The organism is Bifidobacterium sp. ESL0820, from assembly GCF_052606235.1.
In genome coordinates this window covers 478,460-494,706 of record NZ_CP199594.1, presented here as the reverse complement: position 1 = coordinate 494,706, position 16,247 = coordinate 478,460, and the positions used below count along the sequence as shown (strand labels likewise).

Below are 16,247 nucleotides of genomic sequence, written 5' to 3'. Positions count from 1 at the left end.
GTTGGGACAACGGCTCACCTTCCTCAAGGTGGCCACCTTATGTGACCTGAACAAGCATACGACCCCGGATGGACCCAGGGTCAGCCGCCGTAGAAGATCCGTTCCATGACCTGCCTGCAGCGGCGCATGGCCGCCAGCAGCTCGTTGACAAAGCGCTGGCCTCGGTGGGCCGGGTAGCCCAGGCAGACAGCAATGCCTCCCAGCACCTGTCCGTCGTCAGGCAGGATGTCCGCCTGGGATACCCTTCCGGACCAGAGGAAGTTGGCGTTGCGGGCTGCTGTGCAGAGCACCCAGCTGCTGCGCAGGGCCTTGGCATCCTTGGCCTTGATAAGTCCCGCAGTCTCCAGGGCATCCAGGGCGGTCAGCGTCCCGGTGACCTGCAGCTCAGGCAGATCGTGGGCATGACGCAGTTGGAGGAGCTGAACCGTCCATTCCACGTCAGACAGCCCTCCCCGGCCCAGCTTCAGATGCCGGTCCCGACGCACGCCGCGCGGCAGCCGCTCTGCCTCCATCCGGGCCTTGAGACGGCGGATCTGCCCCAGCTCCTCCTCGTTGGGCGGCTGCTGAGGGTAGCGGAGCGGATTGGCTATGCCCTCCAGAAAGTCCTTGGCCAAGCCGGCGTCCCCAGCTGCGAACCTGGCCCGGATCAGAGCCTGATGTTCCCAGGTCTCCGACCAGTCGCGGTAGTAGCGCTGGTAGGAGTCCAGGGAACGCACCAGAGGCCCCTGACGTCCTTCGGGGCGCAGGTCGAAGTCCAGGTCGATGCCGGGCTCCAGGCTGGCTGGTCCAGCCAGGACGGCCCGCAGGTCGGCGGTCACTCCACGTGCGAATTCGGCCGCCTGGTCCTGGTCGGCGCCTGATGCCGGACGGTAGACCAGCATGATGTCGGCATCCGAGTTGAAGTTGACCTCCCTGCCCCCGTATCGACCCATGCCGATCACGGCCAGATCGGCTGGTGCGCCAGCCTGTTCCGAACGGTGGTCCACGGCCCAGTCCAGGGCTGCATTGATGGCTGCATCGTAGACATCGGACATGCCCGCCAGGCAGGCCTGCTGATCGTCCACCCCGCTCATCCAGCCCAGCCCGATCCGCTCGATCTCCTGTCGGCGCATGGCCCGGACGGCTGTGGCGAACTCCTCCAGCGAGTCCGCATGACGGGTCCGATAGGCTGCGGCGCGCTTGTCCAGAGTGGCCCGATTACGGGGGATCATGTCCTGGTCATGGCCCAGCCAGGTCACCGACTGGACGGACCGGGCCAGGGCGCCGGACAGATAGCGGGAGTTGGACAGGACATGGCAGAGGCGGCGGGCGGCCGAGGTGGAGTCCCGCAGGAAGCCCAGGTAGGTGCTCTTGCCGCCGAAGTGCTCCTCAAGGGTTCTCCAGCCCAGGAGTCCCATGTCCGGATCCTGCCCCTCCCCCAGCCACTGGAGGACGGCGGGCATGAGAATGCGGTTGATGCGCGCCGATCGGGTGACCCCTGTGGTCAGGGCTGTGACGTGGCGAATGGCTGCATCGGGGTCGGCGAAGCCGATGGAAGCGAACCTGGCGCGGGCCGCCTGGGGGCGCAGGCTGACCTCGTCCTCGTCCACCTGGGCGTTGATGGGCAGCATGGGACGGAAGTAGATGGCCTGGTGAAGGTTGCGTACCTCGATTCTGGTGGCCTGGTATTGGGCCAGCATCTGATCGGCATGCAGACCGAAGGCCCGGGCCAGCCGCCTCAGATCGCGGTTGCTCTCCAGCTCCTCCAGGCTGGGCGGCCGCTGGCCGAGTGTGCCTGAACGGGTGATTTTCGGGAAGAGGTGGGTGCGGCGCAGCTGCCACATCTGCAGGCGATGCTCCATGACCCGCTCGAAGCGATAGTCATGGTCCAGCTGGTCGCCGTGCTTGCGTGAAATGTAGCCGCCGCGGGACAGGGCCTGCAGGGCATCCAAGGTGGCTGGACAACGCAGATCCGGGTCGCTGGAGCCATGGACCAGCTGGAGCATCTGGACAGTGAATTCCACATCCCGCAGTCCGCCCTGGCCCAGCTTGATTTCGCGCTCCTTGCGGTCCTCGGGTATCAGCCGCTCCACACGCTGGCGCATCCGCTGGCAGTCGTAGACGAAGTTGGGACGCTGGCAAGCCTCCCAGACCAGGGGCTCGACCATGGCCGAATAGTCCTGTCCCAGGGCCTTGTCGCCAGCGACAGGACGGGCCTTGAGCAGGGCCTGGAATTCCCAGTTCTCAGCCCACTGGGCATAGTAGTCGGCGTAAGAGGCCAGACGGCGCACCAGGGGGCCGTCACGTCCCTCGGGCCGCAGGGCAGTATCGACCTTCCATAGCGGCGGCTCGGTCGATCCGGGAATGACCGCCTGGCAGACCCGCTGCAGGAGGACGGCCATGGCAGTGCCGACGCCAATAAGATCAGTCCCATTCGGCTCCGCCCCCGAAGCCGGCTCCACCAAGTACATGAGATCCACATCGGACACGTAGTTGAGCTCCTGGGCGCCCAGCTTGCCCATGCCAATGACGGTCAGACGGCATGAATCCGCATTGGGGACCTGACGGCAGGCAATGCTCAGAGCCCCTTGGAGTGCGGCATCGGCCATGTCTGACAGGGCCCTGCTGATTGATGGCTCCAGCTCCAGAGGGTCCTCAGCTGCCAGGTCTCGGGCCATGACTGCAGCCAGCTGCAGCCGGTATTCGAACCGCAGTGCATCGGCGTAGGCCGCCAGTGAAGGCGAGGATTCTGAATTCTTCTCCACCTTGTCCAAGGCGTCAAGGACCCGCCTCTGCCTGGTTTCCGCCGGGCAGTCAGCCAGGTGGTCGGGGTCGAGGGCGGCCGCCTCTGCCAGCTCCGGCCGCGAGCGCATCAGTCGGCCCATGGCCTCCGAGGCCCCCAACACCCTGATCAGCGACTGGGCTCCCTCTTGGTTTTCCTGCGGGGATCCGGCCAGAAAGCCCGGCCGGGCTCCTTGCGGATACTGCTCCAGAATTCGTATCAGCCCCGCAAGGGCTTCGTCCGGATCACAGGCCTGGTCGAGGCTCTGGACCAGGGTTTGCGCCAGAGCCTGGTCGTCCACCAGGCGGGCAAGCCGATCCAGCCGGACCCGGGCCTTGTCCAGGTCATGCAGCCCAAGGTGGATCAGGGTCGAAGTGGTCGGTTGCGCCGGATCTTCCATGACTCATCCCCTGCCTTTGCTTAAGGCTCCGCGACGACTCTGATGTCTGCGGAACCGGTACAGGCATTATAGGGGTGACGGGTCGTCAGCCCTTGCGGCCCTCCCGGAAGGCGCAGACGGCACAGTGTACGGTGAAATCATAGTGGGCCATGTCAGCGGCTGCCATCCTGCACAGCCTCAGCCGGGGGAAAGGATCTGACGGCCAATGCCGGCTGATCTTAGGTGACTCAGCCATCCGCATTGGCAACGCTATGAATCCCAAGGTTGTGGTCCTGGCAGGCATCCTGAACACAACCGAATACGTGTTCTTGGAACCCCTTCGTGAAACTCTCCGGGGCATGTTTCCCCCCGACACCATAGTCTGCATAAAGGTGCTCCCTGCCCGCTATCTGATTACTGGATCCGCTCTTAAGGCGGCTATAATGACTTTCAATGGCGTCGACGAGCACATTGATGTGTCCACAAAATTCGCAGGTCGATCATTGTAGAGGAGATGACGCTGATTGCACGAAACCGCAGTTGTTCTGAAGATGGACGACCCATATATCAGTTTCAAGTTCGCTGAAGCCCCCAAGCATGTCAAGCCGGATGCCTCCTCTAACCTCTTCTGCGGCGAGCAACTGTGCGATCGTCACCATTCCCGTGATGACGACAACATGCGCAGACGCGCCGGTCAGGCCCCGTAGTTCTTTCCTTCCCGACCCGTATAGACCAACTCTTGGCGAATCCGCCCATGGGGCAAAAACAGACCGTATCAAAAACAGAACCTCAGCAATCATGAACAAAGGAATCCTGGAATGCAGCTGACCGATATCCTCCTGACCATTGCCTGCGCCCTGGTAGGGCTGGCGGTGGGACTGATCTACGGATTTCTGCCAAAGAAAAACGACCGGTTGACCGAATCGCAGCAACGCTGGACACAGGTCCTATCCCTGATCGGGGTCGGCCTGGTGGTGATCCTCATTCTGCTGGGGCGCGACCTGGCCTCCTGGGTGACCATCGGAGGGATGATCCTCGGTCTGTTGATTGGCATGATACCGCCGCTGAACAGGGCTGCACTCAAGGTCTGGCCATGGCTGAGGCCCCGCACCGACAATCAGGGCCAAAAGCGCCGCTGAAAGACGGCGATCACGCTTTTGCCGTCATCGATGCGGGGCCTCCCCCGCTCCTATGCAATTATTTTTGGCTGCTGACCGGCTCCTCCTTGGCCCCCGCCTGATGGAAGAGGTGGCGGACGTTGTGCCAGATGCGCCTGGTGACGCCGGAGTGGTTCATGGAGTAGAGGTGGATGCCGTCCACCCCATGGGCCACCAGGTCGGCGATCTGCTGTGAGGCGTAGATGATGCCCGCCTCGCGCAGGCTGGCCCGGTCGTCGCCCCAGCGCTCCAGGATGGATTCAACCGCCGCCGGGATCCGCGCCTGGCAGACCTCGCTCATGTGCCGGACCTGGCCCTCGTTGGTGATGGGCATGATGCCGGCCTCGATGGGCACTTGGATGCCGGCTGCCCGGGCCCGGTCAAGGAAGTCAAGAAAATCGGCATTGTCGTAGAAGAGCTGCGAGACCAGATGATCCACGCCGGAATCCACCTTGATCCGCAGATTCTCAATGTCCTCCTCGGGCGAGGCGGCCTCAGGATGGGTCTCCGGATAACAGGCCCCGTATATAGACAGGTTGGGCCGACGGGAGCGGATGTAGGCGGCCAAGTCGCTGGCATGGTCGAAGACTCCGGCGGGCTCGCGGCCCTCCACGCTGTCGCCGCGCAGGGCCAGCACCGCTGCCACCCCTGCATCATCGAACATGTCCAGGGCCTGGTCGATCACCTCGCGGTCCGCATACTGGGCGGTCAAGTGAGCCACGGCAGGGATGCCGTACTCGGTATGGATGGTCTTGGCTATGCGGGCCGTGGCTGTGCGGTCCGAACGCCGGCCGGTCCCGTAGGTCACTGAGATGAAGTCGGGCATCAGCCCTTCCAGACCGTCCAGGGTGTCATAGATGGTGCCCACCGGGGCATCGCGCTTGGGGGGAAAGACCTCCAGGGAAAAGATAGGCTCATGCATGATCCGACTCCTGACTGGACGATAGTTCCGCACGCACCTGATGGGCGGCGGCCACCATGTGCTCCAGGCTGGGCCAGGTCTCCTTGTCGCCTCGGGTCTTCAATCCGCAGTCGGGGTTGATCCAGACCTTGGCCGCGTCCAGCTTCTTCAGGATGGCGTGGATCCGGTCCACGATCTCCTCAGTGGAGGGGATGCGCGGCGAGTGGATGTCGTAGACTCCGGGACCCGCCTCGGTCTCGAACCTGGCCTCCTGGATGGCATCCAGGACGGTCAGGTCGGAGCGGGAGGCTTCGAAGGAGATCACATCGGCATCCATGGCATCAATGTCCTTGATGATGTCGTTGAACTCCGAGTAGCACATGTGGGTGTGAATTTGGGTAGTGGGTTTGACCCCGGAATGCACCAGCCGGAAGGCGGGGATGGCCCAGTCCAGGTATCGGCTGTGCCAGTCAGAGCGCCGCAGCGGCAGCTTCTCGCGCAGGGCGGCCTCGTCGATCTGGATGATGCGGATGCCCGCGGCCTCCAGGTCCAGGACCTCGTCACGGATTGCCAGGGCCAGCTGGCGGGTCTGCTGCTTGTGATCGATGTCCTCGCGGGGCCAGGACCAGTTGAGAATGGTCACCGGACCGGTCAGCATCCCCTTGACCACATGGTTGGTGCGGGACTGGGCATATGAGGACCAGCGCACGGTGATGGGCCGGGCGCGGGAGATGTCCCCCCAGACGATGGGAGGCTTGACGCAGCGGGTGCCGTAGGACTGGACCCAGGCATTCCGGGTGAAGAGGTAGCCCTTGAGGTTCTGGCCGAAGTATTCGACCATGTCGTTGCGCTCGAACTCGCCATGGACCAGCACATCCAGGCCGATCTGCTCCTGGTGGTCGATGACCTGGTCGATCTTGCGGGCGATGAAGTCGTCGTAGTCCCCCTGGCTGATCTCCTTCTTGCGCAGGCGGGCACGCTCGGCGCGGACCTCGGCGGTCTGGGGGAAGGAGCCGATGGTGGTGGTCGGCAGCAGGGGCAGACCCAGCTCCTGGGCCTGGATCCTCTGGCGTTCGGGCCGGGCCGGGGTACGCACAAAGTCCTCGTCCTTAAGGCCGGCCAGGCGCTGCTGCACCTGGGGGTCGGGCTGGACGCGGCTGCCGTCGAAGAGCTTCTGGTTGTCGGCAAGGGCCTTGCTGGAGCGGCGCTGGTCCTCGTCGGCATCGGCCAGCTGGGCCAGGTCGTGCAGCTCGCCCAGTTTCTCCAGGGCGAAGGCGAAGTGGGGCCGCACGGTGTCGGCATCCAGCCCATCCTCGTCGGCCACGGTATAGGGCACGTGCAGCAGTGAGCATGCGGTGGATACCACCACGTTCGGGGTCACCTGGTGCAGGGCATCCAGCAGGCCCAGGCTGACTGCATAGTCGTTGCGCCAGATGTTGCGGCCGTTGACCAGGCCGGCGAAGATGGTGGTTCCCTCCGGCACGCCATGCTCCTTGAGGGCCGCCAGGTTCTCATCCCTGCCCTCGACCAGATCCAGGCCGATGCCATCGAAGCCCAGGTCAGCCAGCCGGGCATAGCAGTCGCCAATATGGCCGAAGTAGGTGTTGAGCAGGATACGGACCTTGCCCTGGCCGCTCTGGCGGGCCTTGAGAATGGGCCCATAGAGGGTATCGAAGAGGTCCTGGTCGCCCGGTTCCTTGTCCAGAACCAGATAGGGCTCGTCCAGCTGTACCCAGTCGGCGCCAAGGCCGATGAACCGCTCCAGTATGGTCGCATAGGCCTTGGCCAGGTCCTGGACCAGTGCCGGGTCCGGATCCAGCAGCTCGCCCTGGGGGCCGCGTGCCAGCTTGAGGAAGGTGTAGGGGCCGATCAGCACCGGCTTGGCGGCGATGCCCTGCTCGCGCGCCTCCTGGAACTCCTTGAAAGGCTTGTCGCCCTCAAGGGCGATTTTGGTGTCCTGGTCGATCTCGGGCACCAGGTAGTGGTAGTTGGTGGTGAACCACTTCTTCATGGGTAGGGCGGTCACGTCACCCTGCTCCCCCTGGTAGCCGCGGCCCATGGCGAAGAGGGTGTCCTCTGGGCCCAGGCCCAGCTTCCGATAGCGCTCGGGCACGACGCCCAGGAGGATGGACGTATCCAAGACCTGGTCGTAGTAGCTGAAATCGTTGACGGGAATCAGGTCGACGCCGGCCTCCTGCTGAAGCTGCCAGTGTCTGGCCCGCAGATCGGCGGCCGTGCGCCGAACCTCGTCCAGATTCCGTTCGCCCTTCCAATAGCCCTCGATGGCCCTCTTGAGTTCGCGGTGCGCGCCGATGCGCGGGAATCCGGACACGGATGTAATCGCTGCCATGAAACCTCCCAGTTTCGTCCTGATGTCTTTGGTCAGCCTATCAGCGGCGGGAGGAGGCGGGTAATTGGTGCAAATAAGGTGTCGCCATAACCTGAATCGATAACGGCAGGACAGCAGCAACGGGATTACTGGACGCTAAGACTGCCTATAGAAGATCGTCTACGGCTTGTTCGCCGGTCAGTCTTCAAGGTCCTGGGGGCCCAGAATGCCAAGCAAACGGGCCTGGTGGGTTCCCCAGTCGGTCAATGGCCGCTCAGACCCCAGCACGACCATAGTGGCCGGGGGCAGTCCAAGATTGAGCAGGTCCAAAAGGTCGGGATCGGAGTTGTCCTCGGCCAGCCATTGTGAGCAGATAGACATGGTGGGCTCATGACCCAGGATGAGGACCCGGCGGTCACGATCCTCGGTCTGCGCCAGCTCGTCGAAGACCGCCTGCATGCCGGATTCATAGAGGGATTCCCGGTAATCGACACGCGGCCCATCCCCCAAGGGCTTGAGCATGCCGTCCAGGGTCTGACGGGCCCGGGGTGCTCCCGAGCAGATGATGCGGTCAGGCACCAGGCCCAAAGCGGTCAAGCCACGGCCCATGATCCGAGCCTGTCTCTGGCCACGGTCGGTCAGCTGGCGGCTGCGATCGCCCTGCGACCCCTGGCGTCCGGTCTTGGCGTGACGCATGAGCATGAGGGTTCGGCTGCACCGCCGCAGATCCTCAGCCTTCAGACCCTTTCGCAAACCCATCCATGCTTCCTTTCCCGACAATCTCATCAGTCGCCCTTCCCATTATGACAGAGCCCAGTGGATACGCCGGTCATGGGTGATCAGTCTTCCTGATCCTGTCCGCTTTGCAGAGTTCGCACCTGATGGTCCAGGTCACGCAGCACCTTGCGCAGCTTGCGATCGGAGACCCGGCGCAGCTCCAGATCCTCGAGATCCTCCAGGTCCTCCATTTTGCGCTCGCGATTGGAGCCGCTGGCCTCGGCAGGCCCCCGGCCCTGATCCACGTCTGTCTGGTAGTCCTTGGTGGCCCGGATATGCTTGCGCAGAGCCTGCTGGCCGGAAGCCATGGCCCTGCTGGTCAAGAGGAAGCCGGTGTGCCCGATCATCTCATGCTCGGGTCGGACCGCCAGGCCGTCGGCCTTCCAGGAGCGCTCCAGGCTCTCCATGATCTCGGGCTCGGTCCACCGGCCGTCGGCGCGCAGGGCCTCGGCCAGCCGGCTGAGCTGGGTGGTGGTGGTCACGTAGGCGGTCAGCACGCCGCCGGGGGCCATGACCCGATAGGCCTGCTCCAGACGGTTCCAAGGATCCAGCATGTCCAGAACGATACGGTCGAATTCGTCCTCGGGCAGGTCGGCGGCAAGGGTGTCGAAGTCGCCGGTGCGCAGGTCCCACTGGGCAGGGCGCTGTCCAAAGAAGACGGTGGCATTGCCCATGGCCACCCGGGCGAACTCCTCCCGTCGCTCGATGCTGGTCAGCTTCCCCTCCGTGCCGATGGCATCCAGCAGGCCCAGGCTCATGGCCCCTGATCCGGCTCCCGACTCCAGGACCCTCATGCCCGGACGGATGTCGCCCAGGAGGATGACCCTGGCCACGTCCTTGGGGTACATGATCTGGGCGCCGCGCGGCATGGAGAGGATGTAGTCCTCCAGCCGGGGGCGCATGACGGTGAAGGCCCATCCCCCTATGCTTCGCGAGGACTTCCAGGGCTTGGCCCTGTCAGGTGCTTCTGTGGCAGTGCCGACATCCTGCTTGTGGCGCATCCGCCGCCACTTGTCAGCCGAGATGGTCACCACCACGGATCCCTCGGGCAGGCCAATCATGGCCTCGTGCGGCAGGAGCCCGTGGTCGGTCTGGGTCAGGCCGCCTGGTTCCAGCATGACCGTCAGCTTGCGGCCACGCCGGTCGGTCAGCTGGACCCGCTCCCCTACGCTCAGCGGACCGCGTCTAAGGCTCATGCCCCCTCAGTCCTCCTCGCCCTTGGTGAACTGGGAGTTGTAGAGGGAGGCATAGGCGCCTCCGCGCTCCAGCAGCTGGTCGTGGGTGCCCTGCTCGACCACCGAGCCGTGGTTGACCACCAGGATCAGGTCGGCGTCGCGGATGGTGGACAGCCTGTGCGCGATGACGAAGGAGGTCCTGCCCTTGCGCAGGGTGTTCATGGCCTGCTGGACCAGCAGCTCGGTCCTGGTGTCCACCGAGGATGTGGCCTCGTCCAGGATCAGGATGTCGGGGTCGGACAGGAAGGCCCGGCAGATGGTCATCAGCTGGCGTTCGCCCTGGCTGAGCTCGCTGCTGTCCTCATTGAGGACGGTGTCGTAGCCCTGGGGCAGCTTGCGGATGAACTCGTCCACGTGGGTGGCCTTGGCGCCATCGATCATGGTCTGCTCGGGGATGGTCTGCCCCTCGTCCAGCCCGTAGAGCAGGTTGTCGCGGACGGTGCCGTCGAAGAGCCAGGTGTCCTGCAGGACCATGCCGAAGTGGCTGCGCAGGTCGTGGCGGGTCACCCTGGAGGTGTCCACGCCGTCGATGGTGATGTGCCCGCCCTGGATCTCGTAGAAGCGCATGAGCAGGTTGACCAGTGTGGTCTTGCCGGCGCCGGTGGGCCCGACGATGGCGATGGTCTGCCCGGGCTTGGCCTCGATGGACAGGTCCTTGATCAGCGGCTCGGCCGGATCGTAGGAGAAGCGGACGTGGTCGAAGCGGACGTGGCCCTCGACCTTGCCTCCGGTCTCCTGGCCCAGATGGTCGGGATGCTCGATGTCCGGCACCTCCTCGGCCTCGTCCAGGAAGTCGAAGACCCTGCGGCAGGAGGCCAGGGAAGACTGGAGCATGGTGCCCATGGAAGCCAGCTGGCCGATGGGCTGGGAGGCCTGACGGGTGTACTGGGTGAAGGCCTGCAGGCCGCCCAGGCTCATGCTGCCGTTGAGCACGTGCACGCCGCCGATGATGACCACGATCACGAAGCTCAGGTTGCCGAAGAAGGTTGACATGGGCGTGACCAAGGCCGAGAAGAAGGAGGCCTTGAAGCTGGCCTGGTAGAGCTCCTGGTTGCGCTCCTCGAACTCCTCTTCAGCCTTGTGCTGGTGGCCGAAGGCCCGAACCACCATGTGGCCTGAGAACATCTCCTCCACGTGGCTGTTGACCTGGCCGGTTCGTATCCACTGCCTGGTGAACTGGGGCTGGGTCTTCTTGAGGATGACGCCCGCGCACAGGGCCATGACCGGGATGATGATGAAGGCGATCAGGGTCAGCAGGGGCGAGATGGTCAGCATCATGATAAAGGCGCCGATGATGGAGAAGACCGAGAAGAGCAGCTCGCCCAGGATCTGCTGTAGAGTGCCCGAGATGTTGTCGATGTCGTTGGTAGTCCGGCTCATGACCTCGCCGCGCGGGGTCCGGTCGAAGTACTGCAGGGGCAGCCGGTCCAGCTTGTCCTCGATCTGCCTGCGCATGGTATAGACCGCGTCTGAGACCAGCCGGGTCATCAGGAAGTTCTGCACCAGCCTGACCAGGATGGAGATCAGGTAGATGCCGATGACGAACATGAGGATGGTGCCGAAGCGCCCCCAGTCGATGCCCACGCCCACCTGGACGTTCATGGAGTCGATCATCCGAGCGAACTTGTCCTGCCCGCGGGACTGCAGGTAGGTGACCACAGCCTGCTTGGGGGTGCCGGGCTTGGCGCCCATCTTGACCAGCATGGACCCCAGCAGACCCTCGAAGAGAACGTTGGTGGCCTCGCCCATGACCTTGGGGCCGATGACGATCATGGCCACGGCGATCATGCCGGAGAGGACCATGACGATGACCCTCCAGGGGCTGGCCAGCAGGTAATGGACCAGCCGGCCCACGGTGTGGCGGCGGCTGCCTACGGCCTTCGAGCCTGTATTTGCGCTCAAGTCCTTGGCCATCTACTCGGCCCTCCCCTCGTCAATGCTCAGCTCTTCCACGTCGGGACCCTGCCCGCCCTGGGATTGGACGATCTCCTGGTAGGTGGGGCAGTCCTCCATGAGCTCGTCGTGGGTGCCCCGGCCGACGATGCGGCCTCGGTCCAGGACCAGAATCTGGTCGGCCTCGCGGATGGATGCCGCCCTCTGGGCCACCACGATCTGGGTGGCCTCGCGGGTGACCGGCACCAGGGCCTCGTGCAGGGCGCGGTCGGTGGTCATGTCCAAGGCCGAGAAGGAGTCGTCGAAGGTGTAGATGCGGGGGTTGCGCAGGATGGCCCTGGCCATGCAGAGCCGCTGCTTCTGCCCGCCGGAGAAGTTGGTGCCGCCCTCGGCCACGCGGGCATCAAGGCCCTCGGGGATTTCACGGACGAAGTCCTCTGCCTGTGCGATGCGCAGGGCCTGCCAGATGCGGTCGTCATCGGCATCGGGGTCCCCGTAGTGCATGTTGTCGCGGATGGTGCCGGTGAAGAGGGTGGCCTTCTGCGGGACCGGCCCGAAGATCAGGGCCAGCTGGTCGGGGTCGTACTCGCGCACATCGTGCCCGTCCACCAGGACCTGGCCGTTGGTGACGTCGAACATGCGGTTGGCCAGCCGGATGATGGTGGACTTGCCGGATCCCGTGGCCCCGATGATGGCCGTCGTGGTCCCCGGCCGTGCAGTGAAGGAGATATCCGAAAGGACCGGGTCCTGGGCGCCAGGATAGCTGAAGTCCACCTGCTTGAACTCCAGCAGGCCCTGGGGGTGCTCGTTGCGGTAAGGATGCTGGGGAGCGGCGATCTCGCTGGTGGCCTCCAGGACCTCGTTGATCCTTCGGGCGGCCACAGCGGCTCTGGGCAGCATGACCGACATCATGGCGGCCATCATCAGGCCTGACAGGATGATCATCAGGTACTGGATGAAGGCCTGCAGGGCGCCGATCTGCATGGCCCCGGAGTCGATGCGACGGCCGCCGAACCACATGATGGCCACGTTGGACATGTTCAGCAGGAACCACATGAGCGGCACCATCATGCTCATCAGCCGGCCGGTGGAGATCAGGACGCCGTAGACGTCGCGGTTGGCCTTGTCGAAGCGGGCGGCCTCGGTCTTCTCGCGGACGAAGGCACGAATGACCCGCACGCCGGAGATCTGCTCGCGGACCAGGCGGTTGACGGAGTCCAGCATGTTCTGCAGGCGGGTGAACAGGGGGCCCATCCTGCCCATGAGCACCAGGGCCACCAGGAGAATCAGGGGGATGATGACCGCCAGGGACCAGGTCAGGGGGCCGTCCTGGCGCAGGGCCAGAATCAGCCCGCCGATCAGCATGACCGGGGCCTGCAGGATGATCATCAGGGTCTGCATGGTGGTCATCTGCATCTGCTGGACGTCGTTGGTGGTGCGGGTGATCAGGGAACCGGCCGAGAAGCGCTCGATCTCGTTGAGGCTGAAGCCCTCCACCGAGGCGAACAGGTCCCTGCGCAGCTCGTAGCCCATCCTCATGGCCAGCCGGGTGGCGCAGTAGACGGCGACCACGTTGGCCACGATCTGGAGGGCGGTGATCCCCATCATCTGCCAGCCGATCCTGTAGATGGCATCCTGGTCGCCTACGGCCACGCCCTTGTCGATGATGTCCGCCTGCAGGTTGGGCAGGTAGAGGTTCAAGGCCGTCTGCGCCACCTGAAAGAGCACCAGAACGGCCACCTGCAGCCAATAAGGCCGCAGGTAGCGGGTCCATATCTTGATCACGTCAACATCCTTCACGCATACAGGTCTGCCACGGTCCCCGGGCAGACAAACCACCACAGTCTATACCCGTGCCTTGGAGAACGACTTTGCTATTCCTTGAGCTGATATGGGCGTGTCAGAAGGCGGTCAGCAGCAGTGCGTTCAAACGGCGAAGGCACCCCAGCGTCCGTCACGGTGGACCACGGTCAGATCCAGGCCGAAGAGCTCGCTCAGGCGCGGACCGGTCAGTCCACCCTCCAAGGGGCCCTGGTAGACGATGGTGCCCGGATCCGGGTCACCGGTGTCTGCGGTGTCGGCAGGACGCCGGCCCATCATGGCTATCCGATCGAAGCCCAGAGGAATCTCCTCAAGCCGGTGGGTGACCAGGATGACCGTGCGGTCCTTGTCCTCCCTGCCGATGTCGCTCAAGGCCCTGAGCACCAGCTCCCGGCCGCCCAGATCCAGTCCGGTGGTCGGCTCGTCCAGGATGAGCAGGTCGGGATTGGCCATCAGCGCCCGGCATATCAGCACCCGGCCGCGCTCCCCCTCGGAGAGCCGGTACATGCGCTTGCCCTTGAGGTAGGCGATGCCGAACCGGTCCATCAGGGCCAGGGTGGCCTCTTCCTGCTTGGCCGTGAAGGTCTCCCTCCAGCGTCCGGTGGTATCGCTGAAGGCTGTCAGCACCACGTCGTAGGGATCCTCCTGGGGGCTGATGGTCTTGGCCAGGCCAGCCGAGGCCAGACCAATCCGATGCCGGTAGGAGAAGACGTTCACCTTACCCAGCCGATTGCCCAGGATCTCCACGCTGCCAGTGCTGGGGAAGCCTCGGGTGCTCATCATGGCCACCAGGGTGGATTTGCCCACGCCGTTGGGTCCGAAGAGGACCCACTTCTGCCCACGGCCCACCTCAAGGTTGACATCGTTCAGTATGACCCGGCCCTGACGGCGGAATCCCACGTGCTGCATGAGCACGGCCTGCTGTTCTGCCACGCTTTCGGTCATGGTCACAGGGCCGTTCCGTAGGAGTCCAGGCGTGGATTGTCCCGGTTGCCGCCGACCAGGAAAAGCCCCAGCACGCCCAGGCAGAAGACCGCCGCGATGGCGATGGTGGCCCAGATGGGAACGTGGGGCAGCCACATGCAAACCAGGAAGGCCAGGCCGGAGCAGATGATCAGGGCCCAGACCAGGATTCGCAGCCATTGACGCACGCCGCTGGGAGCCCTGAGCAGACGGGGATTGCGGTCATTGGGGTCCACGGAGTCCTTCTGCACCAGGTCATCGGTATGCCCGGTGGGCTTCCACTCGGCGCCTTGGCCAGCCTCCAGCCGGCGGGAGCGTTCCTGCAAGGCCCGTTCGTCCATCACTCCGGCCCTGCCCTTGGCCGTCATCCTCCGGTCGTCGCTGCCGCCACGGCGGCTCCGCTTGGCCTGCGCCCTACGTTCAGCGCGGTTGGTCATATCCCATTGCCTCCATCCCTTCGATCGGCACCATACCTTTTCATATTAGCGTGGGCGCTTGTCGGCCGCAGGCAGGGCCATGGCGCGCTCATCGGCTCGGATGGGGGCGGGCAATTCAGTGGCGCCAGTCAGATACCGGTCCACGGCCGCCGCGCAGGAACGGCCCTCGGCCAGGGCCCAGACCACCAGGGACTGGCCGCGTCCGGCATCACCGCAGACGAAGATGCCGTCACGTTCGGTGGCGTAGTCGGCATTCCGTGCCACGTTGCCGCGCGGGTCCAGCCCTAAGCCGGTCTGTCCGGTCAAGGTGGCCGTCTCCGGGTGGGCAAAGCCGATGCTGATCAGCACCAGGTCGGCAGGCAGGACCCGCTCGGTGTCGGGGTGGGGAATGATTCGGTCCTGGTCGTCACGGCTGACATCCACCACGCGAACGCCGCGCACCCGTCCCTCATGGTCCTGGTCAAAACCTGTCGGGGCGCTGGTCTGGTCCAGGCTGATCCGGTCATCGGAACCGTCGCCCAGGTATTCCAGGCTGTCCACCGCGTAGTCGTAGTGGCCGCCCTCCTCCATGGAGGAGGTGGGATTGTAGAGCCGGGCGTAGGTTGGCCAAGGCCGGTCATCGGGCCTGGACGAGGGCTCTTTGGGTCGGATCTGGAGGACGGTGACCGACTTGGCGCCCTCTCGCAGGGCCGTGCCCAGGCAGTCCGAACCTGTGTCGCCGCCGCCGATGATGATGACGTCCTTGCCGGAGGCATCGATGTTGTTGATGGGCTCGCGGCCCATCAGTTTGCGGGTGGGGTCGGGCAGAAAGTCCATGGCGTAGTGGATGCCCTTCAGCTCCCTGCCGGGCAAGTCCACCCGCCGGGGTTCGGTGGAACCGATGGCCACCACCAGGGCGTCATAGCGGGCCCGCAGCTGGTCCCAGCCCAGGTCCCGGCCCACCTCGACGCCGGTGCGGAATCGGGTCCCCTCGGCCTCCATCTGCTCCAGCCGACGGTCCAGCAGGGACTTCTCCAGCTTGAAGGCTGGGATGCCGTAGCGCAGGAGTCCGCCTATGGCATCGGCGCGCTCGTAGACCACCACCGTGTGCCCGGCCCGGGTCAGCTGCTGGGCGCAGGCCAGCCCTGCAGGACCCGACCCAACCACGGCCACGGTCATGTCAGTCAGCCGCTGGGGCGGCCTGGGCTTGACCAGGCCCAGGGACCAGGCCTGGTCGATGATGGTCTGCTCGTCCAGCTTGATGGTGGTGGCCGGCTGGTGGATGGAGAGCACGCAGGAGGACTCGCAGGGAGCCGGGCAGATCCGTCCGGTGAACTCCGGGAAGTTGTTGGTCAGGCTCAGCCGTTCGTAGGCCTCCTCCCAACGGCCCCTTGACAGCAGGTCGTTGAACTCGGGGATCAGGTTGCCCAGGGGGCAGCCGGTCATGCAGAAGGGGGTGCCACAGTCCATGCAGCGGGCGGCCTGCTCGGCGGTCCAGGGACCAGGGCCAGTGGTCTGGTGCACGTCCCGCCAGTCCTTCAGTCGTTCGGCTACCGGGCGCTCGGCCAGCTCGTGCCGGGTGCGTACCTTGAGGAATCCCTTGGGGTCGACCATA

At 64.7% G+C, this 16,247-nt stretch carries 12 protein-coding genes; 1 reads left to right on the top strand and 11 read right to left on the bottom strand.

Translation table 11 applies throughout. The features are described from left to right. Nucleotides 1-80: 80 nt before the first annotated feature. Both ACUIAH_RS02065 and ACUIAH_RS02060 read right to left on the bottom strand, forming a co-directional pair. On the bottom strand, nt 81-3,161 hold the full coding sequence (locus ACUIAH_RS02065) for a bifunctional [glutamine synthetase] adenylyltransferase/[glutamine synthetase]-adenylyl-L-tyrosine phosphorylase (protein WP_445341247.1): 3,081 nt from the start codon (nt 3,159-3,161) through the stop codon (nt 81-83). A gap of 479 nt (nt 3,162-3,640) precedes the next feature. Then, on the bottom strand, nt 3,641-3,940 hold the full coding sequence (locus ACUIAH_RS02060) for a hypothetical protein (protein ID WP_445341246.1): 300 nt from the start codon (nt 3,938-3,940) through the stop codon (nt 3,641-3,643). A gap of 18 nt (nt 3,941-3,958) precedes the next feature. Between ACUIAH_RS02060 and ACUIAH_RS02055 the strand changes: the two genes are divergently transcribed. Continuing rightward, nucleotides 3,959-4,279 (top strand): hypothetical protein, encoded by a 321-nt coding sequence (locus ACUIAH_RS02055; protein ID WP_445341245.1) that lies wholly within the window; start codon nt 3,959-3,961, stop codon nt 4,277-4,279. A gap of 58 nt (nt 4,280-4,337) precedes the next feature. Here ACUIAH_RS02055 and metF read toward each other — a convergent pair whose 3' ends face one another. From metF to ACUIAH_RS02010, 9 genes are all read right to left on the bottom strand, one after another. Continuing rightward, nucleotides 4,338-5,219: a methylenetetrahydrofolate reductase [NAD(P)H] gene (gene metF / locus ACUIAH_RS02050; RefSeq protein ID WP_306220884.1), complete on the bottom strand. Its 882-nt coding sequence runs from the start codon at nt 5,217-5,219 to the stop codon at nt 4,338-4,340. Then, nucleotides 5,212-7,548, bottom strand: a complete 2,337-nt coding sequence (metE, locus tag ACUIAH_RS02045) for a 5-methyltetrahydropteroyltriglutamate--homocysteine S-methyltransferase (protein WP_445341244.1) — start codon at nt 7,546-7,548, stop codon at nt 5,212-5,214. Before metE ends, metF begins: the two co-directional genes overlap by 8 nt. A 177-nt stretch (nt 7,549-7,725) precedes the next feature. Beyond that, the gene (locus tag ACUIAH_RS02040; RefSeq protein ID WP_306220886.1) at nt 7,726-8,286 is read right to left on the bottom strand and encodes a SixA phosphatase family protein; all 561 of its coding nucleotides are present in this window, start codon (nt 8,284-8,286) and stop codon (nt 7,726-7,728) included. Between the two features lie 80 nt (nt 8,287-8,366). Then, nucleotides 8,367-9,500, bottom strand: coding sequence for a tRNA (adenine-N1)-methyltransferase (locus tag ACUIAH_RS02035; protein WP_445341243.1), 1,134 nt, complete (start codon nt 9,498-9,500; stop codon nt 8,367-8,369). 6 nt (nt 9,501-9,506) lie between these two features. Beyond that, on the bottom strand, nt 9,507-11,453 hold the full coding sequence (locus ACUIAH_RS02030) for an ABC transporter ATP-binding protein (RefSeq protein WP_445341242.1): 1,947 nt from the start codon (nt 11,451-11,453) through the stop codon (nt 9,507-9,509). Next, a complete protein-coding gene (locus ACUIAH_RS02025; protein ID WP_445341241.1) occupies nt 11,454-13,217 on the bottom strand; it encodes an ABC transporter ATP-binding protein in 1,764 nt (587 codons plus the stop codon). A 141-nt stretch (nt 13,218-13,358) separates the two neighbouring features. After that, nucleotides 13,359-14,198: an ABC transporter ATP-binding protein gene (locus ACUIAH_RS02020; RefSeq protein ID WP_445341524.1), complete on the bottom strand. Its 840-nt coding sequence runs from the start codon at nt 14,196-14,198 to the stop codon at nt 13,359-13,361. A gap of 2 nt (nt 14,199-14,200) precedes the next feature. Then, the gene (locus ACUIAH_RS02015) at nt 14,201-14,653 is read right to left on the bottom strand and encodes a hypothetical protein (protein WP_029678776.1); all 453 of its coding nucleotides are present in this window, start codon (nt 14,651-14,653) and stop codon (nt 14,201-14,203) included. Between the two features lie 45 nt (nt 14,654-14,698). Continuing rightward, entirely contained in the window at nt 14,699-16,246 is a 1,548-nt protein-coding gene (locus ACUIAH_RS02010; RefSeq protein ID WP_445341240.1) for a glutamate synthase subunit beta, read from the bottom strand. Nucleotide 16,247: the final 1 nt, after the last annotated feature.